This is a genomic window from Mesorhizobium escarrei, from assembly GCF_935825525.1.
Classification (GTDB): Bacteria; Pseudomonadota; Alphaproteobacteria; order Rhizobiales; family Rhizobiaceae; genus Mesorhizobium; species Mesorhizobium escarrei.
Window position 1 is genome coordinate 66,920 of sequence record NZ_CAKXZT010000140.1, and the last position, 22,186, is coordinate 89,105.

A 22,186-nucleotide genomic window follows, 5' to 3' on the forward strand; every position below is an offset into this window, starting at 1 on the left:
ATGGCCGAAACCACCTACGACAGCAACAATATCTTCGCGAAAATCCTGCGCGGTGAAATCCCGTCGCATCGCGTCTATGAAGATGACGCGGTTGTCGCCTTCATGGATGTAATGCCGCAAGGGCCGGGTCATACGCTGGTTGTGCCGAAGGCGCCGTCGCGCAACCTGCTTGACGCGGATCCGGCAACATTCGGACCACTCTTCGCTATCGTGCAGAAGGTAGCGGTGGCGGTGAAGAAGGCCTTCGGCGCCGATGGCGTCACCATCCTGCAGTTCAACGAGCCCGCTTCGGGCCAGACCGTCTACCACCTCCATGTCCATGTCATTCCACGCTTCGAGGGCATCCCTTTGAAGCCGCATAGCGGGCAGATGGAGAAGCCAGAAGTGTTGGCTGAGAACGCCGGCAAGATACGAGCGGCGCTGGGGACCTGAAGCCGGGCGTCGCACACAACGCCTTCGGCCACTCTTTATCCAATAAAAAAAGCCCCGTTCCCGGGGCTTTTTTTAGCTTTCAGGCCATCACCCCTTGCGGGGCAGTTGCGGCACCAGGCTGCGCTTGCTGCCATCCTTGCCCTTGGGCTCCGGCTTCTGCGCGATCGCCTTTTTCGCGGCGGGCTTCTTGCCGGCAGCTTTCTTGGGTTTTGGCGTGTCGTCCGGTTCTTCCTTCTTCGGCCTGACCGGCGCCTCGTCGGCGAGCGACTCGAGCTTCAGCCCGGTTTCGCCGGTCTCTTTCTTCTCGACGGTGACACGCACCGTGCCGCCCTTCTTGAGCTTGCCGAACAGCACCTCGTCGGCCAGCGGCTTCTTGATGTGCTCCTGGATGACGCGGCCGAGCGGCCGTGCTCCCATGCGCTCGTCATAGCCCTTCTCGGCCAGCCAGGCGATCGCCTCCTGCGACAGGTCGAAGGTGACGCCACGCTCGGAGAGCTGGGCCTCGAGCTGCATGACGAACTTCTGCACCACCTGGTGGATGACCGGAACCGGCAGCGACCCAAACGGGATGATCGCATCGAGACGGTTGCGGAACTCCGGCGTGAACAGCCGGTTGATCGCTTCGACATCGTCGCCTTCGCGCTTGGTCGAGCCGAAACCGATCGCCGCGCGCTGCGCATCCGAGGCGCCCGCATTGGTGGTCATGATCAGGATGACATTGCGGAAGTCGATCTGCTTGCCGTTGTGGTCGGTCAGCTTGCCATGGTCCATGACCTGCAACAGGATGTTGAACAGATCCGGATGCGCCTTCTCGACCTCGTCCAGCAACAGCACGCAATGCGGATGCTGGTCGACGCCGTCGGTCAACAGGCCGCCCTGGTCGAAGCCGACATAGCCGGGAGGCGCGCCGATCAGCCGTGAGACGGTGTGGCGTTCCATATATTCGGACATGTCGAAGCGGATCAGCTCGACGCCGAGCGAGGCGGCGAGCTGCTTTGCCACTTCGGTCTTGCCGACGCCGGTCGGCCCCGAGAACAGATAGGAGCCGATTGGCTTCTCCGGTTCGCGCAGGCCGGCCCGCGCCAGCTTGATCGCCGAGGTCAAAGCCGTGATCGCGGTGTCCTGACCGTAAACGACGCGCTTCAGCTCGACATCGAGACCGGCCAGCACCTTCTCGTCGTCGGCGGAAACCGTCTTCGGCGGAATGCGGGCGATTGTGGCGATCGTCGCTTCGATCTCCTTGATGCCGATGGTCTTCTTGCGCTTGGCCTCCGGCACCAGCATTTGCGAGGCGCCGGTCTCGTCGATCACGTCGATCGCCTTGTCCGGCAGCTTGCGGTCGTTGATGTAGCGCGCCGACAGTTCAACCGAAGCCTTGATCGCCTCAGACGTGTAGCGAACCTTGTGGAACTCCTCGAAATATGGCTTGAGACCCTTCATGATCTCAATGGCGTCCTCGATGGTCGGTTCGTTGACGTCGATCTTCTGGAAGCGCCGCACCAAGGCGCGGTCCTTCTCGAAAAACTGGCGGAACTCCTTGTAGGTGGTCGAGCCGATGCAGCGGATCGTTCCGGACGACAGCGCCGGCTTCAACAGGTTCGACGCATCCATGGCGCCGCCAGACGTCGCCCCTGCCCCGATCACGGTGTGGATCTCGTCGATGAACAGAACCGCGCCCGGATAATCCTCGAGCTCCTTGACGACCTGCTTCAGCCGCTCTTCGAAATCACCGCGATAGCGGGTGCCGGCCAGCAATGTTCCCATGTCGAGCGCGAAGATGGTGGCGTTGTGCAGCACTTCCGGCACGTCGCCCTCGACGATGCGCTTGGCGAGGCCCTCGGCGATCGCCGTCTTGCCGACGCCGGGGTCGCCGACATAGAGCGGATTGTTCTTGGAACGGCGGCACAGCACCTGGATGGTGCGGTTGATCTCGGACTCGCGGCCGATCAGCGGATCGATTTTGCCGGCCTTGGCCTTGTTGTTCAGATTGACGCAATAGGCGGTCAGCGCGTCCTGCTGCTGCTTTTTCTTGCCGCCGTCCTCTTGCGGCTCGGCGCCGCTCTGGCCCTGCTCGTCATCGGCGCCGCGCGGCGACCGCGTCTCAGATGCGCCGGGCCGCTTGGCGATGCCATGCGAGATGTAGTTGACCGCGTCGTAGCGGGTCATCTGCTGTTCTTGCAGGAAATAGGCGGCGTGGCTCTCGCGCTCGGCGAAGATGGCAACGAGCACGTTGGCGCCGGAGACTTCCTCGCGGCCGGACGACTGCACATGGATCACCGCGCGCTGGATGACGCGCTGGAAACCGGCCGTCGGCTTGGAATCCTCGTCGTAGCCGGTAACGAGATTGTCGAGCTCGGTGTCGATATAGGTGAGAACCGTATGCTTCAGCTCGTCCAGATCGACGTTGCAGGCGCGCATGACCGCGGCCGCCTCGGTGTCGTCGATGAGCGCGAGCAGCAAATGTTCAAGGGTCGCGTATTCGTGGTGCCGCTCATTGGCGAGCGTCAGCGCCTGGTGAAGCGCCTTTTCCAGGCCTTGGGAGAAAGCCGGCATGTTACCTCACTTCTTCTCCATCACGCATTGCAGCGGATGCTGATTCTGTCGGGCGAAATCCATGACCTGAGACACTTTGGTCTCGGCCACCTCGAATGTATAGACCCCGCACTCGCCCACTCCATGATTGTGAACATGAAGCATGATGCGTGTGGCGGCTTCACGGTCCTTCTGGAAAAAACGCTCCAGCACGTGAACCACGAATTCCATGGGTGTGTAGTCGTCGTTGAGAATGAGGACCCGATAAAGGCTAGGCTTCTTGGTCTTGGTTTTGGTGCGCGTGATGACAGCCGTGCCGCGACCGGTCTCGTTGCCGTCGCTGCCGTTTTGCATCCGCACCACATCTGTTGTGGCAGTCAAACCTGTAGTCACGTAACCCTGCCTTTTCGAATCCCCATGCGAGTTCGACATGTAGGTGTTCGATGAATGATTTTAAGCCCTTCTGTTTAGCTGACAATATGGCTAGGTGGCCAAACTTGACCGATTTTTCGAAATCGTGAAGGCAGCAGAGCCCTGATTTCAAATTGCCATGAAAAAACCCGGCCGCACGTTCGCGACCGGGTCCGTCTTGCAGGCCCAAGGGCCCTGCTCACATCTTATAGGAGATTATTTCGCCTTTGCGACCATTGATTCGAACGGCTTGTAGGCTTCCTTGGCGAGTTCGGCATAGAGATCACCGATCTTGGTGGCTTCGGTGACGAAGGCTTCGTACGACTGCTTGGCAAAATCGGACTGGATCTCGATCGCTTTCTCCAGCGACTTGGCCGACAAAAGTTTCTCGGCTGCTGCGCTGCCGGCCTCGAAGCTTTTCTTAGTGTACTCGCCCGCCTCGGTGGCGATGGCCTGCGCGCCCTTGGAAAGGGATGCGAAGCTCTTCAAGCCGGTGTCGGCAAACTCCTTGCCGTATTTGCTGAAATCCTCATAGGTCTGGGTCATTCACGCAATCCCTTGACAGTTGTCCTTGAGCGGTGGGCGCGGCCTTGCCCCGGCCGCGTTGTGCAATGCAAGTAATATATTGTGCACTGCACAAAAGGTCAAGGTTTCACCGAGTCCGGGTTTCACCGGGTGCGGCCCCGGCCATCCGGCCAGCAAATCGGCGTAACCATCTGGCAATGGCTAAAATTCGAATAAAGAAAAGCTCAAGCTCGAAGAAAATGGTGAACGCCGCGGTTACCATAAACGGATTGGTAACGCTGGCTGCGATAGCTTGGCTTGAAGTGAGGCAGGATCCCTTTGCCGCCTCCACCGCAACAAAAATTCAAAGGAACCATCGGTGCGTCAGGCGTTGTCGGGCATTCTCTCCAAATCCGCGTCCTCGTTGAAAATGATCATGATCCTCGCTTTGGCGATGACATTCGTCGTTGCCGACGCTGCTTCGTCCATGGCGGCGAGGTCGGCGGCGATCGTCATCGACGCCAAGTCCGGCAAGGTGCTTTACTCTTCGAATGCCGATGGCCGACGCTATCCCGCCTCACTCACCAAGATGATGACGCTTTACCTGGCCTTCGAGGCCATGGCGAACGGCAAGATCAGCAAGAACTCCCGGGTCGTCTTCTCTGCCAATGCTGCTGCCGAACCGCCGACCAAACTCGGCGTCAGACGAGGCGGCGCGATCACGGTCGAGACCGCGATCCTGTCGATGGTGACCAAGTCGGCAAACGACTCTGCAACCGCGCTCGGCGAACTTCTCGGCGGCAATGAAGCCAATTTCGCCCACATGATGACAGCCAAGGCGCGGGCACTGGGCATGAAGGGGACCGTTTTCCGCAACGCCCACGGCTTGCCAAATCCCGGTCAGTTCACCACCGCCCGCGACATGGCGGTGCTCGGCATCGCGCTGCGGGAGCATTTTCCCCAGTATTACAGCTATTTCTCGCAGCGTTCCTTTCTCTACGGCCGCAGGCGCATCAACGGCCACAACCGCCTGCTTGGACGCATCAAGGGCGTCGACGGCATCAAGACTGGCTACACCCGCGCCTCCGGCTACAATCTCGTCTCCTCGGTCGACGACGGCGATCGCCGCATCGTCGCGGTGGTCATAGGCGGGAAATCCGGCGGCAGCCGCGACAACCAGATGGCCGCATTGATCAAAACCTACCTGCCGAAGGCGTCGTCGCGCGGCAGCGGCATGCTGATCGCCAAGGCCAGTGGTGGCAGCCCGATCACCGCTCTGGCGAAAGTATTCCTGCCCAAGCGCGACGCGCCGAAGCCGGACAGCAGGCCGGACGGCGATGCCCCGGACGACGATGCCCCGGACGATGCCATTGCCTCCCTTGTCGAGGAAACCGAGCCCGTCGTTGAAGAAGCCACCCCCGTCGTAGAGACCAGGCCCGTCGTTGAGACCAGGAAGGTCGAGACAGTGGCCGCGGCCACGGCGGACGACGTGGCGACCGCACGGGTCGCAGCAGCCTATGCCGAACCGGCAACGGTCGATCCCGTCAACACGGCATCGGTGCCGTCCGGCTGGGCAGTCCAGGTCGCCTCTTCGCCAAAACAGTCCGAAGCCCAGGCTCTTCTGGACGAGACGAGCAAACAGGCGCCTTCGGTCCTGGCCGAAGCTGTGGGCTTCACCGTCGCCTTCGAAAAGGACGGCGTCACCTACTACCGCGCCCGGTTCGGTTTTGGCTCGAAGGCTGCCGCCTGGAAAGCCTGCAACGCCCTGAAGAAAAAGAAAATCGAGTGCTACGCCGTCCACCAGTAGGAGGCGTCGAAACATCTCCCGGGAAAATTATGCGTCGAAGGAGACTAGTTGTGATTGGAGAGCAAGACGTCCTTGGCTTCGTTGATCCGCGCAGCCAGAAAAGAAGTGCCGCCGAGATCGGGGTGCAGGCGCTGCATCAGGCGGCGGTGCGCCTTGCGGACATCCGCCGCGGCGGCCCCCGCTTCAAGACCAAGGATCTTGTAGGCCTCCTCCTTAGTCATGGCGCCCGAACCTGGCGAAACACCCAGCCCGTCGCCACCATTCGCCTCAGCGTCTTTGCGCCAGATGGGAAATCTGCCGTCAAGATACGTCTCTAGCAGTTGGCGGCTCTCCGGGTCGCCGGGGAGTTCGCGATAAAGCTGCTGCAATTCCGCAAGGCTCATCGTGCCTAGCATCTTGCCTTCATGGCGGCCGGCGAGCACGAGCCCCTCCAGGCTGCCGGTATCGTGATCAAGCTCCATTTCGAGTGCTGCGGTGCGCACCGTCGAATACTTGCCCGGCTCCAGTTTCGCCGTCGGCCGCTTCATCCGCATCGAGCCATACCAGGCGAGCGCCATCGACAGGATCAAGCCGCCGATGCCTTCGCGTCCAACCAGAAGCGCGGCGACACCGATCAGCGCCAGCAGGACGGGCCCAATCGTCCTCATCCCGCTTGCGAGTTTCGCGGGGTCGGCGCGCAGAAACACCGTGGCCACGCCGAGCAGCACCAAAAGCAACGCCACGAATGCGATAGTCGCGCCCATCATTTCCTGCCGCCCCGCAGATGCTCGATCATCAGCCGGTCTTCCGGCCTGCCCCTGGCCTCCAGGGCCTTCAGCCCGCCCGTTGCAAACACGGCGACCGCCGATAGCAGGCTGGCCAAGGTTGCGGCGGCCCGCCGATCAAATCGGAACCAAGCCCCTTTGGACAGCCGCGCAATTTCCTTGAACGCCTTTTCCGCGCCGGCATCATGGCCCTCCTGAAAGACGAAGACAGGAACGCCGTGCAGGCCGAGGCTGCCGGCCTTTTCCGCCAGATCGTCGATATTTTCCTCCATCGCGTCGCCGATATAGACCAGCGCGTTGACCTTGGCTGTCGCCGTCTGTTTCAGCGCATGGGCCAGCACCTTGCCGATCTGGGTGTGGCCGCTACGGCATTCGATCCGCGTCATCAGCTGCTTCAGCGTGTCCGTATCGGTGACGAATGCGGATGAGCGGCACTCGCCAAGACCACGAAAATAAACCAGTTGGACCTTGAGCGCCCCGGCCTTGCCGACGGCATCGAACATCTCGCCCTGCAGCGCACAGGCGAGATCCCAGGTCGGCTGGCGGCTCATCGTCGCGTCGAGGGAAAGGATCAGCCTGCCAGTACCGGTCGCGGACGCAGCGAGCGTCCTTGCCTGACGGATAAACGCGTCGATCTCGCCGGTGCTCGATTGGGACTCGACCGGCGCAGGATTGGCCTTTGCGGGCACGGGCTGCTTCTTGTCGCTCATGACATTCAAGATGTGGCGTTGTCGCACAGCTTGCAAGCCCAGCATGAGGCGACCTGGAGGGCCAGCGATCACGGCAGCCTTGAATTTTGGGGGTCTTCCTAGAGAAGGCCGAGATCGGCAAGCTCGCGCCTGAGTTTCGGCGGCATTTCGACCAATCCCGCTTTGCCCTTGCCGAGATCGGCCGGTGCGTCCGACGGTTTCAAATACCGCCAGCCTTGAAAGGCGCGGCGCGGCTGCCATTCAGTGCGCACGACCGCGGGATCGAGCATCAGGTGACAGCGGCCGATACCCTCGTCATCGGTGAAAGGACGGATTTCGGTGATCAACTGGCGGCATTGCACATTGCCCTTGATCACCCAGTAGAGGGAACCGCCATCGGTGACCTCGGCGCCGCGCGTCGGCATCATGCGGGTGGTGTGGTAGTGCTCGACCGGTTCACCGGCGCGCCGCCGTTCGTCGAGGCGGAAGGCGATCCACTCTTCCAGATCTTCGACGCTGTCGCAGCCAACGCAGAGCTTTATGAGATTGAGGGACATGGATTAAGGTTTAGTCCGGGGCGCGACGGCGTCAACGGCCCGGTCGACTTTCTCCACAGTGCCGCTATTCTCCACAGTGCCAATCCACAGTGCAAAGTTTGGCTCAGCATTCCACGATATTGACGGCCAGTCCGCCGAGGCTGGTTTCCTTGTATTTCTCGTTCATGTCGAGGCCGGTCTGGCGCATGGTCTCGATCGCGGCATCGAGCGGCACGAAATGAAAACCGTCGCCCTTGATGGCCAGCGACGCGGCAGTCACCGCCTTGACGGCGCCGAGCGCGTTGCGCTCGATGCAAGGCACCTGCACCAGCCCGCCGACCGGATCACAGGTCATGCCGAGATGATGCTCGAGCGCGATCTCGGCGGCGTTCTCGACCTGCTCGGGCGTGCCGCCCATCACGGCGCACAGCCCCGCTGCCGCCATCGCCGAGGCCGAACCGACCTCGCCCTGGCAGCCGACTTCGGCGCCCGAGATCGAAGCGTTGGTCTTGATGATGCCGCCGATCGCCGCCGCGGTCAGCAGGAAATCGCGAATGCTTGGCTGGTCGGCCTCGGGATGGAAATGCAGCCAGTAGCGCAGCACCGCCGGCAGCGTGCCTGCAGCACCATTGGTCGGCGCGGTGACGACGCGCCCGCCGGCGGCGTTCTCCTCGTTCACCGCCATGGCATAGATCGACAGCCAGTCGTTGGCGAGCAGCGGATTGGGCCGGTTCTGCCTCCACTGCTCCTGCAGCTTGTCATGCAACTGTCGCGCTCGTCGGCGCACCTTCAGTCCGCCCGGCATGATGCCGTCCTGCGACAGGCCACGCTCGATGCAGCTCTTCATGGCGCTCCAGATGCCGTCGAGACCGGCGTCGAGCTCTTCACGCGACATCTGCGTCTCTTCATTGACGCGCTTCATGTCGGCGATGGAAAGACCGCTTTTCGCAGCCATCGATAGCATCTCGACGGCGTTCTTGAAGGGGTATGGAACTTTTTTGCCTTCCGTCGTCACCGAGCCCTTCGCCTTCATCCGCTGCAGCTCCTCCTCGGAAACCACGAAGCCGCCGCCGATCGAATAGTAGATGCGCTTGAGCAGCAGGCGGTCGTCGGCACCATAGGCGGAGAAAGCCATGCCGTTCGCGTGGCCGGAAAGCGGCGTCTTGCGATCAAGCACCAGATCCGTGGCCGGGTCGAGGCGATACGACGGATGGCCGGGCGGCGAAATCCGCTTCTCGGCGGCGATACGGTCGACGATGCTGTCCGCCTGATCGGGGTCTACCGTCTGCGGCGTCTGGCCGGCAAGCCCGAGCACGACGGCGCGATCTGAACCATGGCCGATGCCGGTATAGGCAAGCGAGCCGTGCAGGCTGGCAGCGATGCGGTCGACCTTGGCGCCGGCCGGGCGTGGCCAGTCATCTCCCGCGACCTCGTCGAGAAAACGCCGCGCAGCCGTCATCGGTCCCATCGTGTGCGAACTCGATGGTCCAATGCCGATCTTGAACAGGTCGAAAACCGAAAGGAACACGCGCCGCTCTCTCCTATTGGAATTTACATATAGGAATTCCTGTGATGTTTCCGCTCTTTCGCAAATTGCGGCGCTGCACCTGCCGACCTTGTTTGCTCCGGCAGCGACATCGTTGCGTCCGCCATCGAAGCGGCGCCACGGCTTGTGGTAAAAGGGTCGCATGGGCGATTCCTTCCATTTGTCGACGGCAGACCTCGCGGCGCTGGGTTTCTTCCTTTTCGTATGGGTCCTGCATACGCTCGCCGCCGACGGAAAGCTGGTCAGGCGCATGTCGCTGACGACGGCGATGAACGTCCAGCGTGAAGCCTGGATGCGGACCATGGCCGAACGCGAGGTCCGCATCGTCGACACCGCCATCATGGCCGGCCTTCAACAGGGAACCGCCTTCTTCGCCTCCAGTTCGCTGATTGCGATCGGCGGCTGTTTTGCCCTCCTCGGCGCCTCCGATCAGGTTGTTTCGGTGCTGAGCGACCTGCCGCTCGGTACGACATCGTCCCGCTCCGCCTTTCAGATGAAGGTGTTCGGATTGGTGCTGATCCTTGCGTATTCCTTTTTCAAGTTCGGCTGGGCCTACCGGCTGTTCAACTATTGCTCGATCCTGATCGGTGCGGTGCCGATCCCGCACGGCGAGGCTTCACGCAACCCGGTCAGCGAGACGGCGGTATGGCGGGCGGCGCGCATGAACATGCTGGCCGGAAAACATTTCAATTCCGGCATGCGCGGCGTGTTCTTCTCGATCGGCTATCTCGGCTGGTTCGTCGACCCAAAAGTGTTCGTGCTGTCGACGCTGCTGTTGCTGGCGGTTCTGGTGCGTCGCCAGTTCTTCTCGGCGGCGCGGCAAGCCGTGATCGGTCAGTCGCCCGAGCCGACACCTGGTCCGGGAAAAAGCCGATCGATGCGGCCCGATAGCCGGTAGGCGAGGAGCCCGATCCATTCGCGGACCGCAGTGCTGGTGGTCTGCAGCGAACCGAAGGAATCGTCGCGAGACAGGCCGATGCCTTCCTTGCCGGAGGTGCGGAAATCGACCGGCCGGGCAACGGTGACAAAGCCGACTTTGTCGAACAGCGCCTTGGCGCGCGGCATGTGGAAAGCCGAGGTCACCGCAGCCAGGTCTCGCCCGGTTTCGGGGTGACCAGTTCCCGGGTGAAGGCGGCGTTCTCGTAGGTGTTGCGGGATTCTTTCTCGAGGATCAGCCGATCGGCCGTCACACCAAGCGCGGCGAACAGACGCGGCGCTGTCTCTGCATCGCCCTCGCCATCGCCGATCATTGCGATGCCCCCGGAGATGACGACCTTCGCTGTCGGAAAATGCCGGGCCAGCACGGCCGCCGCGAGCATCCGATCGCCGCTTGCGCTCAGTTCATAGCCGCCACGCACGAAATTGACGGCGCCCTCCATGCCGCCCCCCAGCACGACGATGCCATCGGCCTTTTCCGGTAGCAGCGGGCGCGGGAAGCGTTCTTCCAACGGATTGAGCATCAGTGCGCCGAGCGAGGTCCAGGTCGAGAGGGCGAGGATGAGAAACGCGAGCCCACTGCCGGTGACAAACAGCTTTTTACGGCCGACCAAGGCGGCAAGCAACGCGACCAGCAGCAGGATGATCGCCAGATTCAACGGCTGGACGAGGAGCCAAAAGATTTTGGAAAGATAGTAGATCATCCCTCACCCCTTCAGATGGGAGACGACACTACCACCACTTTTCCGGCTGGAACGTACCCGCCGCCTGTTCGATGACATGGGCGGTCTGGAACAAGGTTTCCTCGTCGAACGGCCGGCCGATGAGCTGCAGTCCGAGCGGCAGGCCCTTGGCGTCCAGCCCTGCGGGCACGGCGATGCCCGGCAGTCCGGCCATGTTGACGGTCACCGTGAAGATGTCGTTGAGGTACATCTTGACCGGGTCGGCGGCCATGTCCTCGTCGGCGATACCGAAGGCTGCCGACGGCGTCGCCGGCGTCAGGATGACGTCGACGCCTGCGGCGAATGCGTTTTCGAAATCCCGCTTGATGAGATTGCGCACTTTCTGCGCCTGCAGATAGTAGGCATCGTAGTAGCCGGCGGAGAGGACATAGGTGCCGATCATGATGCGGCGCTTGACCTCGCGGCCGAAGCCGGCGGCGCGGGTCTTCTCGTACATGTCGACGATGTCCTTGCCCGGCACGCGCAGCCCGTAGCGGACGCCGTCATAGCGCGCGAGGTTCGACGAGGCTTCGGCGGGCGCGACGATGTAATAGGCCGGCAGCGCGTATTTGGTATGCGGAAGCGAAATGTCGACGATCTCGGCGCCGGCATCTTTCAGCCAGGCAATGCCTTTCTGCCACAGCGCCTCGATCTCGTCGGGCATGCCGTCGACGCGGTATTCCCTGGGGATGCCGACCCTCATGCCCTTGATCGGCCTGCCGATCGCCGCCTCGTAATCCGGCACCGGGCGGTCGACCGAGGTGGTGTCCTTCGGATCGACCGAGGCCATCGATTTCAAGAGAATCGCGGCGTCACGCACGTCGCGGGCGATCGGACCGGCCTGGTCGAGCGACGAAGCGAAGGCGACGATGCCCCAGCGCGAGCAGCGGCCGTAGGTCGGCTTGATGCCGACCGTGCCGGTGAAGGCGGCGGGCTGGCGGATCGAGCCGCCGGTGTCGGTGGCGGTGGCGCCGGCACACAGGAGCGCCGAAACGGCGGAGGCCGAGCCACCCGACGAGCCGCCCGGCACGAGCTGGGCGTTGTCGAGCGTGCGCGCGGTCCTGGTGCCGCCGGCCGAGACAAAACCGCCATCGCCCTGATGTGTGGTCGGCATCACCATCGTGTCGACGCGCGAACGCCGCCACGGATTGACGACGGGGCCGTAGTAGGAGCTCTCATTGGACGAGCCCATGGCGAACTCGTCCATGTTGAGCTTGCCGAGCATGACGGCGCCGTCGGCCCACAGATTGGCGGTGACGGTCGATTCGTAGTGCGGCTTGAACCCGTCCAGCACATGGCTGCAGGCCTGGGTGTGGATCCCTTCGGTGCCGAACAGGTCCTTGATGCCGAGCGGAATGCCTTCGAGCGGCCCGCCCTCGCCCTTCGCAAGCTTTGCGTCGGAGGCCTTGGCCATGTCGCGGGCCTTGTCATCGGTTACGACGACATAGGCGTTGAGCGCCGGATTGGCCCGCTCGATTGCCTGGAGATAGGCTTCGGTGATCTCGGTTGCGGTGATTTCCCTGGCGCGCAGCTTGGCGCAGGCCTGCGAAATCGTCAAGTGGGTCAGGTCGCTCATCAGGCAAGGCTCTTTTCGTAAAACACCGACCACCCGGTATCGGGATAGTCCAGCACCGGGCCGCAGCGCGAAAAGCCGGCGCGTTCATAGACGGTCCACGCAGCCGGATGGCGGTCGCCGGTTTCCAGCACCAGACGCTTCAGTCCTTCATTGCGCGCCAGCGCCTCGATTCGCTCGACGATCCCGGCGCCGATCTTCTGCCCGCGATGCGAAGGCCGCGTGTACATGCGCTTGACCTCGCCGACGGCGCCGTCGTGGCGCTTCAGCGCGCCGCAGCCGATGGCAAGACCGTTGTCGCGAGCGATGAAGACAGTCGTGTGGTTGTCGGCCATCTGCTCGACGGTCATGTGGTAGCAGTGCTCCGGCGGCGTCAGTTCCAGCAGCGTGTCGTTGAGCTCCTTGACCAGCCCGCGCACGTCGTCCTGCAGCGGCGTTTCGATGGCGATCTCGATTGCCATCGGCCCGCTACTCCACGACCTTCGGAACGAGGAAGAAATTCTCTTCGGTGGCCGGTGCGTTGGCGACGATATCGGCCGCCTTGCTGCCGTCGGTGACCACGTCCGGGCGCTTCTTCATCTCCATCGGAATGACCGACGTCATCGGCTCAACGCCGGAGACGTCGACCTCGTTCAACTGCTCAACAAAGCCGAGAATGACGTTCAACTCGCCGGTCATGCGCTCGGCGTCCTCCTCGCTCACCGCAATGCGGGCGAGACGCGCGACGCGCTTCACAGTCTGCAGATCAACGGACATATTTGCTTGTGCCTCGGGAAAACCAGTCCGCGCTATAGCGGCGCGGCGCGTGCCGCGCAACATGCATCGTGCCGAGAACCGGCCCAGAAGGTCGATGGCAGCGCAACGCCGTCGCAGCGAATAGCTGGCGCCTTTGGCATGCTCTACAAGGTGCACGCTCTACAAGGTGCACGCTCTACAAGGTGATTGTCCTGCCGATCTCCGGCAATGCCACCTTCACGCCGGAACCCTCCAACCCCGCGACAAACTTGTCGGCGGTCTGGTCGATGATCGGAAACGTGCCGAAGTGACTGGGAATGACCGTCTCGAACTGAAAGAAGCGCCGGCAGGCAAGGGCTGCCACCGCGCCGCCCATGGTGAAGCGGTCGCCGATCGGCACGATGCCGATCTTCGGCTCATGCAGTTCGTTGATCAGCGCCATGTCGGAAAAAATGTCGGTGTCGCCCATATGATAGAGCGTCTTGTCTTCCTGGAAATGCAGGACGAGGCCGCCGGGATTGCCGAGATAGGTGTTCTGGCCCTTGTCGCCCGGGAACGAAGAGGAATGCAGCGCCTGGACGAACGTGGTGGTGAAGCCGCCGCAATCGACAGTGCCGCCGATATTGCCGGGATTGATCTTCTTGTCGCTGACGCCCTTGCCGACCAGGTACATGCAGATCTCGAAATTGGCGACCAGCATGGCGCCGCTTTTCCCGAGCACTTCAAGCGCACCGCTGATGTGGTCGCTGTGGCCGTGCGTCAACAGCACATGCGTGACCCCTTCCGCCGGCTCTTCCCAGCCGCCCGTCCACGATGGATTGCCGATCAGGTAGGGATCGATGAGGATTTTCGCCTCGGTGGTTTCGACGCGAAATGCGGAATGTCCGTACCAGGTCAGTTTCATGAATGCCTTCCTCGATTTTTCCTTCGCCAAAGGATAGAACGCCGGCAGTGAAATTAAAGTCCCATAGCGTCGTTTGCGGCGTGTAGTCCAAGGAAAGCCGTTGAGCATCATCACCATCGAGGAGTTGCCGGCGCGGCTCGGCGGCGGCAAGACGCTGGCCGGGCTCGATCTCGGCGACAAGACGATTGGGGTGGCGGTTTCCGACCGGGGCTTTGCCTTCGCCCACCCGCGTCCCGTCATCATGCGCAGGAAATTCTCGCTGGATGCCGCAGTGCTGCTCGCCTTGCTGCAGAAAGAGAATGTCGGGGCCGTGGTGCTCGGCCTGCCGGTCAACATGGACGGATCGGAAGGCCCGCGCGCCCAGAAATCCCGCGCCTTCGCCCGCAACATGGCTGGTGTGACCGACCTGCCCTTTGTTTTGTGGGACGAGCGGCTGTCGACGGTGGCGGCCGAGCGGACGCTGATCGAGATGGATTTTTCGCGCCGCAAACGCGCCGGCAAGATCGATTCGGCCGCGGCGGCCTTTATTCTGCAGGGCGCTCTCGACCGGCTTCAGGCGCTCGGCGTCGACGCCTGGTCGAAATAGCGGTCGCGCATTATCCTGATCCAGCTACCGATCACCCGGCGCCGGCGAAATGCCCAAAACGCCAGGAGCAGCAGACTGTCGACGATGCAGGCCTTCGCCACCATGCCGGGAATGAGCGCCGGATCGATACCAAGCATCTCCCCATAGAGCTGGAAAACGAGGTCATGCAATTGGCGGCTCAGCATGACATAGCCGAAATTGATGTCGTTGAGCGACAGGAAGAACCAGCCCCAGAACAGGGCGAGCGGCGCCGCCCATAGCGCGAACAAGGTGCGCATCAGCGGTCCCTCAAGTTCGTGTCCGGCCTCAAGTTCGTGTCCAGCCGGCCGGAAATGCGCGAGAGCGCCGAGTTGTGCGCCGCCGCCTTCGCCATCACATGCGCGGCGGCACTGATTTCACCCGTACCCGGAACCGCTGCGGCCAGGGCCGACCGCCGCTCTGCGAGCATGGCGACATAGGAAGCCAGCAGTGCCGCCAGTTGCACCGCGACAACCATGAACAGCCCGTTGATGCCTTGCGCGGCGCCGCCGACGACAATCAGCGACAGCACGCCGGAGGCGCAGATGAAGGCAACCCGCACGACGCTATCGGTCGCGTCCGGATCTGTCGGGTCGCTAAACAGAGCCTCGACAAAGGCCCAGCAGAACAGCACCGCTACGACAAGCAGCGCTACGGCAAGCGGCGCCACCACGACGGCGTTTTCGAGGCCGACGAAGCGGGTGTTCTGGACGGCGACGCCGAGCACGCCAAGCGCTGCCGCAACACCGCGATTCCCATCGATGCAGATGAACGCCAGCAGGGCGAAAACGACCGCCCAGTGCAAGGCCAGAAAGGAGCTCAATACATGCCGCATAGCGTTCCTGCTTCCGTAAACAGGACAGTGGGCTTTGCGGCCTGCCGCTGCAATGGAAACCATTTGTTAAGGTTAACGGTCATCCACAGCGGCGCGACGAACGACGAGAAATCGCTTCAGGTGACCGGTGGGTAGAGCGTGTCGATGATCATACGCGCGTCATGGCGTGAATCGAGCATGCCATAGGTGTTGCGCCACTGGCCGGCGAGGCGCGTCTCGACGAAGGCGTCGGCGATCCGCCCTGCACCCAGCCTGCGGAGCTCCGCCGCTGCCGCCGACAGCGCCAGTTGCTCGGTGAGCAGACGGGCCGAACCCTCATCGGTTGCTGCGACCTGCATTGCTGCCTTGAGCACACCGACGGTGCCGCGCCCGCCGGCGCCGAGATCGCGATCGATGCCGGCCAGCACCTCCTCGAACAGGCCGGGTGCACGCCCCAGCACGCGCAGCACGTCGAGCGCCATGACGTTGCCGGATCCCTCCCAGATCGCGTTGACCGGAGCTTCGCGATAGTAGCGGGCGAGCGGCGCCTCCTCGACATAGCCATTGCCGCCGAGGCATTCCATCGCCTCATAGAGCAGCGGCGGTGCGATCTTGCAGACCCAGTATTTGACGACCGGCGTCATGGCGCGAGCGAAGGCCGCCTCGCCGCGGTCGCCGGCCGCCTCGTCGAAAGAGCGCGCCAGTCGAAATGACAGCGCGGTGGCGGCGGCGACGTCGAGCGCCATGTCGGCCAGCACGCGCTGCATCAGCGGCTGCTCGATCAGATTGGTTCCAAACACCTGGCGGTGACGGCTGTGGTGGACGGCTTCGGCCAGCCCGGCTCGCATGATCGCCGAGGAGGCGATCGCGCAGTCGAGCCGGGTCAGCGTCACCATATCCATGATCGTTTTGACGCCTGCCCCGGGCTCGCCGACCATCTCGCCGATGGCATTGACGAATTCGACTTCGGACGAGGCGTTGGAGCGGTTGCCAAGCTTGTCCTTCAGCCGCTGGAAGCGGAAGCCGTTGCTCGAACCATCGCCGAGAATGCGGGGAACGAGAAAGCAGGAAAGTCCTTCCGGCGCCTGTCCCAGCACCAAGAACGCATCCGACATCGGCGCCGACATGAACCATTTGTGGCCGGTCAGCCGATAGAAGCTGCTGCCGGCGCGCTCGGCCCTGGTGACGTTGGCGCGGACGTCGGTGCCGCCCTGCTTCTCGGTCATGCCCATGCCGAGTGTCAGCCCGGCCTTTTCGACCGGCGGCTTCTGGCTCTGGTCGTATTTGCGTGTCGTCACCCGCGGCGCCCATTCGCGAAACAGTTTTGGGCTGGCCATCAGCGCTGCCAGCGATGCGCTGGTCATGGTGATGGGACAGAGATGCCCGGTTTCGAGCTGGGCCGTCAGGTAGAAACGGGCGGCGCGCACCTGATGGCGGCGGCCGATCTCGGCATCGCCATTTTCCCAAACCGACGAATGCAGCCCGTTCGCCACCGACCGGCGCATCAGCGCATGATAGGCTGGATGGAACTCGACCAGATCGATGCGCCGGCCCTGGCGATCATGGGTCCTGAGCTTCGGCGTCTCGACATTGGCGAGGCGGGCCAGCTCCTGCGCCTCCTGCGTCAGCACGAAACGGCCAAGCCCATCGAGATCCTTGCGCACCGGGTCGGAAAAACGCTCGGCAAGCTGGATCATCAACGGATCGCCCCGCCAGGCGTTGCCGCCTGCCAGCGGCGGGGGCTGGTTCGTCACGTCATCGGTCACGCACTGTCCTTATCATCACAAGGCCACGAATCCGAAGCCATCAGCGGTTTATAACCCAAGCCGCGCAACGCGCGCGACGAAAATACCGGGGAGAAAGGCCGCAATCCAAAGCTGGTGCTTGCAGCCAAAGGTCCTCCACCCTATAGCAGCGCCTTGAGATGACCGACGCTTCGTCCCTGCCACTCTACCCCCACCGCCATCTTCTGGGCATCCGCGATCTTTCCCCCGCCGACATCGAGCTTTTGCTGGACAGGGCGGACCGGTCGGTCGCGATCTCGCGGCAGTCGGAGAAGAAGGCCTCGACGCTGCGTGGCCGCACTCAGATCAATCTGTTCTACGAAGCTTCGACACGTACGCAATCGTCGTTCGAGCTGGCCGGAAAACGGCTCGGCGCCGACGTCATGAACATGTCGGTGGCCAGCTCTTCGGTGAAGAAGGGCGAGACGCTGATCGACACGGCGATGACGCTGAACGCCATGCATCCCGACATCCTGATCATCCGCCACCAGTCGGCGGGTGCCGCGGCGCTGCTGGCGCAAAAGGTCGGCTGCTCGGTGATCAATGCCGGCGACGGCGCCCATGAGCACCCGACGCAGGCGCTGCTCGACGCGCTGACCATCCGCCGCGCCAGAGGCCCGCTGTCGAAGCTGATCGTAGCGATCTGCGGCGACATCCTGCATTCGCGCGTGGCGCGTTCCAACATCATGCTGCTCAATGCGCTCGGCGCGCAGGTGCGCGTGGTGGCGCCGTCCACGCTTTTGCCCGCCGGCATCGAGAAAATGGGCGTGATCGTCACCCGTTCGATGGCCGAAGGGCTCAAGGAGGCGGACGTGGTGATGATGCTGCGGCTGCAGCGCGAGCGGATGGAAGGCGCCTTCGTGCCTTCGGTGCGCGAATATTTCCACTATTTCGGCCTCGACGCTGAGAAACTGAAGGCGGCCAAGGACGGCGCTCTGGTGATGCATCCCGGCCCGATGAACCGCGGCGTCGAGATCGCCTCGGAAATCGCCGACGGTCCGCAGAGCGTCATCCAGGAACAGGTGGAGATGGGTGTTGCCGTGCGCATGGCGGTGATGGAAGCGCTGCTCGACCCCCGCCGCAACCGCGAAGTTGCCCGATGAGCACAACGGTCTTCAGCCGGGCCCGCATCGTCGATCCGTCGCGCGGCATCGATGAGGTCGGCACGGTCATTGTCGAGGGCCGCAAGATCGTCGCCGCCGGCAAGGCGGCCTTGAACCAGGGCGCTGCGCAAGATGCTACCGTCATCGACTGCGCCGGCAAAGCAATCATTCCCGGCCTGATCGATGCGCGCGTCTTCATCGGCGAGCCGGGCGGCGAGCACCGCGAGACCATCGCTTCGGCTAGTGTGGCGGCGGCCGCCGGCGGCGTCACTTCCATCGTCATGATGCCCGACACCGACCCGGTGATCGACAATGTCGCGCTGGTCGAATTCGTGCTGCGCACCGCCAAGGACACGGCCATCGTCAACATCTTTCCGGCGGCGGCGATCACAAAAGGCCTCGAAGGCCGCGAGATGACCGAATTCGGCCTGCTGCGCGAGGCCGGCGCGATCGCCTTCACTGACGGGCGGCACACCATATCAAGCGCACTGGTGATGCGCCGCGCGCTGACCTATGCGCGCGATTTCGGCGGCGTGATCGCGCATGAAACCCAGGACGCCGACCTCGCTTCATCAGGCGTCATGAACGAAGGCCTCTATGCCAGCTGGCTCGGCCTTGCCGGCATTCCGCGCGAGGCCGAGTCCATTCCGCTGGAGCGCGATCTTGCGCTGGCGCGGCTGACTGGCGGCGCCTATCACGCGGCCAAGATCTCGACTGCCATGGCGGCAAACGCGGTAACGAGGGCCAAGGCCGACGGCGCCAATGTCACAGCAGGCGTCTCGATCCACAATCTGTCTCTCAACGAGAACGATGTCGGCGAATACCGCACCTTCTTCCGGCTGACGCCGCCATTGCGCGCCGAGGAAGACCGGCTGGCGATGATCGAGGCGGTCAATGACGGCACGATCGACATCATCGTATCTTCGCACGACCCGCAGGACGTCGACACCAAGCGCCTGCCTTTCGCCGACGCCGCGGCCGGCGCCATCGGGCTGGAGACACTGCTCGGCGCAGCGCTGCGGCTCTACCACAATGGCGATATGACGCTGCTCAGGTTGGTTGAGAAATTGTCCACTGCTCCGGCAAGACTGTTCGGCCTGCCCGGCGGCACGCTGAAGCCGGGTGCGGTCGCCGACCTTGCGCTGGTCGATCTCGACGAGCCATGGATCGTCAGCGAAAGCGGCATCCGTTCGCGCTCGAAAAACACCTGTTTCGAAGGCGCGCGGCTGCAGGGCAAGGTCTTGCAAACGATGGTGGCGGGCCGCACAGTGTTTTCGGCCTAGGGCATATCCGGGGGAACAATGGCTTACGGCATTGTCTTGGCGCTGGTGTTCGGCTATCTGCTCGGCTCGATCCCGTTCGGCCTCCTGATCACTCGTGCCGCCGGCCTTGGCGACGTCCGCAACATCGGCTCCGGCAATATCGGCGCCACCAATGTGCTGCGCACCGGCAACAAGGGCCTGGCCGCCGCCACGCTGCTGCTCGACGCGCTGAAAGGCACGGCGGCGGTGCTGATCGCCGGTCGCTTTGCCCCGGAGCTCGGGCCCTGGGCCGGCCTCGGCGCCTTTTTCGGCCATCTCTTCCCGGTCTGGCTTGGCTTCAAGGGCGGCAAGGGGGTCGCCACCTATCTCGGCGTGCTGATCGCTCTTGCCTGGCAGGTGGCGCTGATCTTCGCCCTCGTCTGGCTGGCCGTCGCTTTCCTGTTCCGCTATTCCTCGCTGGCGGCGCTGACGGCAGCAGTCGTCGTGCCGATCGCCCTCTATGTCCTCAGCACGCCTCAGATTGCCGGGCTGTTCGCGTTGATGAGCCTGATCGTCATCATAAAACACCGGGCCAACATTACCCGGCTGCTGGCCGGCACCGAGGGCAAGATCGGGGCCAGGGAGTGAGCCAGCGCGCCGCCGGAACGCGGCTCAGCGACCGGCAGCGGTTGAGCTGGCTTCGCTTGATCCGCACGCCGAATGTCGGCCCGGCCACCTTTCGCGACCTGATCAACCGCTTCGGCTCGGCCGAGACGGCGCTCGAAATGCTGCCCGAGCTGATGATTTCGGGCGGCGCCAGAAAGATCGTCCGCATCCCGACGATGGCCGAGGCCGAGGCGGAACTGGAGACCGCCCGGCGCGCCGGCGCCCGCTTCGTCGGCATCGGCGAGGCTGACTATCCGCCGCTGATGAAAAGCATGGACCATGCGCCGCCGATGCTTGCCGTCAAAGGCGAAGGCGCGGTGTTCCGGCTGCCGGCGGTCGCCATAGTCGGCGCCCGCACGCCTCGCTGGCCGGCATCAAGATGGCGCGCACGCTCGCCGCCGAACTCGGCCGCGACGGCTTCGGCATCGTCTCCGGCCTGGCGCGCGGCATCGACACGGCAGCACATCAGGGCAGCCTTGCGTCAGGCACGATCGGTGTGCTGGCCGGCGGCCTCGACCTGCCCTACCCGCCCGAGAATGCCGCACTGTGCAACGAGATTGCCGAGCGCGGCGGCGCCATCATTTCAGAGATGCCGTTCGGCTGGCAGCCGCGCGCCCAGGATTTTCCGCGCCGCAACCGACTTGTCGCCGGTGCGGCATTGGGGCTGGTCGTGGTCGAGGCGGCGCTACGCTCCGGCTCGCTGATCAGCGCCAGGCTTGCCGGCGAGATGGGCCGGCTGGTCTTCGCCGTCCCCGGCTCGCCGCTCGATCCGCGCGCCGCCGGCGCCAACGCCTTGCTCAAGGACGGCGCCACCCTGGTCACCGAGGCATCGGACATTACCGGTGCGATCGCGCCGCTGGTCGGCGCACTGGCGCCAAGGATGCCGCCGCTCGAAGAGCCGCCCGACTTTTCGGCAACACCGCCGCCCGGCGAAGACGACCGCGCTCGCGTCATCGAAGCGCTCGGCCCGACGCCGGTGGCGATCGACGAAATCATCCGCCACACCGGCCTGCATCCCGCCCAGGTTTTCATGGTGCTGCTGGAACTCGACCTCGCCGGCCGGCTGGAGCGCCACGCCGGCGGCAATGTCTCGCTGGTGTGATCGAGACGATTCTTGAGAGAACCTGGCCCGACGCCGCTAGAAAACCCAGCGCGTCACAAAGCACCTCGCGTTAGACGGGAACAGTAAGCGAACGGCCCGTGCGACTTTTTATGTCGCACGGGCCGCAAAAAGTCGCACGGTTCCGGCTCTGTTCCAGACGCCAAAACGCTAACATGTTGAAGTTCCACGCGAAAAAATGGTGAGCGCGCAGGGATTCGAACCCTGGACCTACTGATTAAAAGTCAGTTGCTCTACCGGCTGAGCTACGCGCTCCCGCGGGCTCAGGATGCCGCCCTCGAAATTGCGCGGAACATAGGGAGAGTGTCTCGAACGGTCAACCGGAAAAAGAGGCCTTGCAAGTCGGACTTTTCGCGGTCTCCGACGCCTCGCAAACCGTCTCGACAAGATCCGAGTGGCAAGTCTCGCACAGAAGCCGAGACGCATTACAAATCAGCAGCTTGCTATTTTTCGCGGAACAATTGCGCAACCCGCCCGTTTTTGTCGCTACAAGGGACGACGCTTTCAAGGAGAAGACCATGAACAGGATCATGTCGGGCTTGCTGGCGACCGTGCTGTCAGCGTCATTCGCTGTAGCACAAATCGTGCCCGTCAACGCCCAGCCCATCTACGTGCCGCTGGGTCAGAACATCTCGTCGGATGTCCAGACCGTTCAGGATGAACGGTGGAGGTGGAGGAACCGGGATTTCTCCCGTCGCGATTTCCGTCGCGATTTTTCTCGCCGTGATTTCCGTCGCGATTTTTCTCGCCGTGATTTCCGTCG

21 protein-coding genes, 1 tRNA gene and 3 pseudogenes are annotated in these 22,186 nt (G+C 63.2%); 9 read left to right on the top strand and 16 right to left on the bottom strand.

Translation table 11 applies throughout. The features are described 5' to 3' along the window. Positions 1 to 432 carry an HIT family protein gene (locus NMG80_RS22390; protein WP_254020127.1) on the top strand — a complete coding sequence of 144 codons (432 nt, stop codon included), beginning with the start codon at positions 1 to 3 and terminating at the stop codon, positions 430 to 432. An 87-nt stretch (positions 433 to 519) separates the two neighbouring features. Here NMG80_RS22390 and clpA read toward each other — a convergent pair whose 3' ends face one another. The 3 genes from clpA to NMG80_RS22405 all read right to left on the bottom strand — a co-directional run bounded on the left by clpA (position 520) and on the right by NMG80_RS22405 (position 3,921). After that, complete coding sequence (clpA, locus tag NMG80_RS22395; protein WP_254020128.1) at positions 520 to 2,985, bottom strand: ATP-dependent Clp protease ATP-binding subunit ClpA; 2,466 nt, start codon at positions 2,983 to 2,985, stop codon at positions 520 to 522. A gap of 6 nt (positions 2,986 to 2,991) precedes the next feature. Continuing rightward, positions 2,992 to 3,318, bottom strand: coding sequence for an ATP-dependent Clp protease adapter ClpS (gene clpS / locus NMG80_RS22400; protein WP_023801212.1), 327 nt, complete (start codon positions 3,316 to 3,318; stop codon positions 2,992 to 2,994). Between the two features lie 273 nt (positions 3,319 to 3,591). Continuing rightward, a complete protein-coding gene (locus NMG80_RS22405; RefSeq protein ID WP_123145836.1) occupies positions 3,592 to 3,921 on the bottom strand; it encodes a phasin family protein in 330 nt (109 codons plus the stop codon). 337 nt (positions 3,922 to 4,258) lie between these two features. Between NMG80_RS22405 and NMG80_RS22410 the strand changes: the two genes are divergently transcribed. Then, the gene (locus NMG80_RS22410; protein WP_254020129.1) at positions 4,259 to 5,686 is read left to right on the top strand and encodes a D-alanyl-D-alanine carboxypeptidase; all 1,428 of its coding nucleotides are present in this window, start codon (positions 4,259 to 4,261) and stop codon (positions 5,684 to 5,686) included. Between the two features lie 44 nt (positions 5,687 to 5,730). Here the strand turns inward: NMG80_RS22410 and NMG80_RS22415 are convergent, their stop codons facing one another. From NMG80_RS22415 to NMG80_RS22430, 4 genes are all read right to left on the bottom strand, one after another. After that, positions 5,731 to 6,432 carry a DnaJ domain-containing protein gene (locus NMG80_RS22415; RefSeq protein ID WP_254020130.1) on the bottom strand — a complete coding sequence of 234 codons (702 nt, stop codon included), beginning with the start codon at positions 6,430 to 6,432 and terminating at the stop codon, positions 5,731 to 5,733. Further along, on the bottom strand, positions 6,429 to 7,160 hold the full coding sequence (locus NMG80_RS22420; protein WP_254020131.1) for a vWA domain-containing protein: 732 nt from the start codon (positions 7,158 to 7,160) through the stop codon (positions 6,429 to 6,431). The genes NMG80_RS22415 and NMG80_RS22420 overlap by 4 nt, the downstream gene beginning before the upstream one ends. Positions 7,161 to 7,258: 98 nt before the next feature. Continuing rightward, complete coding sequence (locus NMG80_RS22425) at positions 7,259 to 7,696, bottom strand: DUF1489 family protein (RefSeq protein WP_254020132.1); 438 nt, start codon at positions 7,694 to 7,696, stop codon at positions 7,259 to 7,261. A gap of 103 nt (positions 7,697 to 7,799) precedes the next feature. Then, positions 7,800 to 9,203 carry an L-serine ammonia-lyase gene (locus NMG80_RS22430; protein ID WP_254020133.1) on the bottom strand — a complete coding sequence of 468 codons (1,404 nt, stop codon included), beginning with the start codon at positions 9,201 to 9,203 and terminating at the stop codon, positions 7,800 to 7,802. A 160-nt stretch (positions 9,204 to 9,363) separates the two neighbouring features. On the opposite strand from NMG80_RS22430, the gene NMG80_RS22435 reads away from it, so the two are divergent. Further along, positions 9,364 to 10,119: a DUF599 domain-containing protein gene (locus NMG80_RS22435; RefSeq protein ID WP_254020134.1), complete on the top strand. Its 756-nt coding sequence runs from the start codon at positions 9,364 to 9,366 to the stop codon at positions 10,117 to 10,119. Here the strand turns inward: NMG80_RS22435 and NMG80_RS22440 are convergent. The 5 genes and pseudogenes from NMG80_RS22440 to NMG80_RS22460 all read right to left on the bottom strand — a co-directional run bounded on the left by NMG80_RS22440 (position 10,056) and on the right by NMG80_RS22460 (position 14,091). After that, positions 10,056 to 10,861: pseudogene (locus tag NMG80_RS22440) on the bottom strand (YdcF family protein). The gene NMG80_RS22435 and the pseudogene NMG80_RS22440 overlap by 64 nt on opposite strands. A 28-nt stretch (positions 10,862 to 10,889) precedes the next feature. Beyond that, a complete protein-coding gene (locus tag NMG80_RS22445; RefSeq protein ID WP_254020135.1) occupies positions 10,890 to 12,455 on the bottom strand; it encodes an amidase in 1,566 nt (521 codons plus the stop codon). Continuing rightward, complete coding sequence (locus NMG80_RS22450; protein ID WP_254020136.1) at positions 12,455 to 12,913, bottom strand: GNAT family N-acetyltransferase; 459 nt, start codon at positions 12,911 to 12,913, stop codon at positions 12,455 to 12,457. The genes NMG80_RS22445 and NMG80_RS22450 overlap by 1 nt, the downstream gene beginning before the upstream one ends. A 7-nt stretch (positions 12,914 to 12,920) precedes the next feature. After that, positions 12,921 to 13,208, bottom strand: a complete 288-nt coding sequence (gene gatC, locus NMG80_RS22455; RefSeq protein ID WP_254020137.1) for an Asp-tRNA(Asn)/Glu-tRNA(Gln) amidotransferase subunit GatC — start codon at positions 13,206 to 13,208, stop codon at positions 12,921 to 12,923. A 175-nt stretch (positions 13,209 to 13,383) separates the two neighbouring features. Further along, entirely contained in the window at positions 13,384 to 14,091 is a 708-nt protein-coding gene (locus NMG80_RS22460; protein ID WP_254020138.1) for a metal-dependent hydrolase, read from the bottom strand. A 100-nt stretch (positions 14,092 to 14,191) separates the two neighbouring features. On the opposite strand from NMG80_RS22460, the gene ruvX reads away from it, so the two are divergent. Then, positions 14,192 to 14,677 (top strand): Holliday junction resolvase RuvX, encoded by a 486-nt coding sequence (gene ruvX / locus NMG80_RS22465; RefSeq protein WP_023801197.1) that lies wholly within the window; start codon positions 14,192 to 14,194, stop codon positions 14,675 to 14,677. On the opposite strand, the gene NMG80_RS22470 is transcribed toward ruvX, so the two are convergent. From NMG80_RS22470 to NMG80_RS22480, 3 genes are all read right to left on the bottom strand, one after another. Then, positions 14,644 to 14,955 (bottom strand): DUF6105 family protein, encoded by a 312-nt coding sequence (locus NMG80_RS22470; protein WP_254020139.1) that lies wholly within the window; start codon positions 14,953 to 14,955, stop codon positions 14,644 to 14,646. The two genes, ruvX and NMG80_RS22470, sit on opposite strands and share 34 nt — an antisense overlap. Then, complete coding sequence (locus NMG80_RS22475) at positions 14,955 to 15,530, bottom strand: hypothetical protein (protein WP_254020140.1); 576 nt, start codon at positions 15,528 to 15,530, stop codon at positions 14,955 to 14,957. Before NMG80_RS22475 ends, NMG80_RS22470 begins: the two co-directional genes overlap by 1 nt. A 116-nt stretch (positions 15,531 to 15,646) precedes the next feature. After that, on the bottom strand, positions 15,647 to 17,275 hold the full coding sequence (locus tag NMG80_RS22480) for a DNA alkylation response protein (protein ID WP_254020141.1): 1,629 nt from the start codon (positions 17,273 to 17,275) through the stop codon (positions 15,647 to 15,649). Between the two features lie 158 nt (positions 17,276 to 17,433). Here NMG80_RS22480 and NMG80_RS22485 point away from each other — a divergent pair, with 158 nt between their 5' ends. The 4 genes and pseudogenes from NMG80_RS22485 (at position 17,434) to dprA (ending at position 21,405) form a co-directional block, all read left to right on the top strand. Next, on the top strand, positions 17,434 to 18,396 hold the full coding sequence (locus NMG80_RS22485; RefSeq protein WP_254020142.1) for an aspartate carbamoyltransferase catalytic subunit: 963 nt from the start codon (positions 17,434 to 17,436) through the stop codon (positions 18,394 to 18,396). Further along, the gene (locus NMG80_RS22490; RefSeq protein ID WP_254020143.1) at positions 18,393 to 19,679 is read left to right on the top strand and encodes a dihydroorotase; all 1,287 of its coding nucleotides are present in this window, start codon (positions 18,393 to 18,395) and stop codon (positions 19,677 to 19,679) included. Before NMG80_RS22485 ends, NMG80_RS22490 begins: the two co-directional genes overlap by 4 nt. Positions 19,680 to 19,697: 18 nt before the next feature. Continuing rightward, positions 19,698 to 20,285, top strand: coding sequence for a glycerol-3-phosphate 1-O-acyltransferase PlsY (gene plsY, locus NMG80_RS22495; protein ID WP_254020144.1), 588 nt, complete (start codon positions 19,698 to 19,700; stop codon positions 20,283 to 20,285). Beyond that, positions 20,282 to 21,405: pseudogene (gene dprA / locus NMG80_RS22500) on the top strand (DNA-processing protein DprA). Before plsY ends, dprA begins: the two are co-directional and overlap by 4 nt. 197 nt (positions 21,406 to 21,602) lie before the next feature. On the opposite strand, the gene NMG80_RS22505 reads toward dprA, so the two are convergent. Continuing rightward, positions 21,603 to 21,678, bottom strand: a tRNA-Lys gene (locus NMG80_RS22505). A 263-nt stretch (positions 21,679 to 21,941) separates the two neighbouring features. Here NMG80_RS22505 and NMG80_RS37915 point away from each other — a divergent pair. Continuing rightward, positions 21,942 to 22,186: pseudogene (locus NMG80_RS37915) on the top strand (BA14K family protein); the annotation flags it as partial.